1 pseudogene is annotated in these 516 nt (G+C 63.2%); it reads right to left on the minus strand.

The features are described 5' to 3' along the window. Positions 1 to 502 (minus strand): annotated as a pseudogene (locus tag JHD73_RS28010) (hemagglutinin); the annotation flags it as partial. Positions 503 to 516: the final 14 nt, after the last annotated feature.

Genomic DNA, 516 nt, shown 5'->3' on the forward strand with positions numbered 1-516 from the left:
TCGTCGCGTTCACCGCACCCGCTGCCACGTTCGTCAGTGTCACCGGCGTGCTGGCGCCAACACCACCCAGCGTCACCTTGGTGTGCGTGCTGTCGTCGTACTGCACAGCGTTGGCAACGCTCGTGGACAGCGAACTGATCCCAGTCGACGCCGAGGTCGACAGCGACGTCACCGTGCTGTTCGTCGCGCTCAAGCCCGTCGACAACGATGCAACGTTGCTGTTCGTCGCGCTCAAACCAGTGGACAGCGAATTCACCCCACTCTGCGCCGTGCTGATCCCCGTCGACGCCGAGGTCGACAGCGACGTCACCGTGCTGTTCGTCGCGCTCAAGCCCGTCGACAACGATGCAACGTTGCTGTTCGTCGCGCTCAAACCAGTGGACAGCGAATTCACCCCACTTTGCGCCGTGCTGATGCCCGTCGACGCTGACGTCGACAGCGAAGACAGCTGGCTGCCGTTGATCGCATCCGTACTCGTCGCGTTCACCGCACCCGCTGCCACGTTCGTCAGTGTCA

This window comes from Ralstonia sp. ASV6, from assembly GCF_016429285.1.
Taxonomy (GTDB): domain Bacteria; phylum Pseudomonadota; class Gammaproteobacteria; order Burkholderiales; family Burkholderiaceae; genus Ralstonia; species Ralstonia flaminis.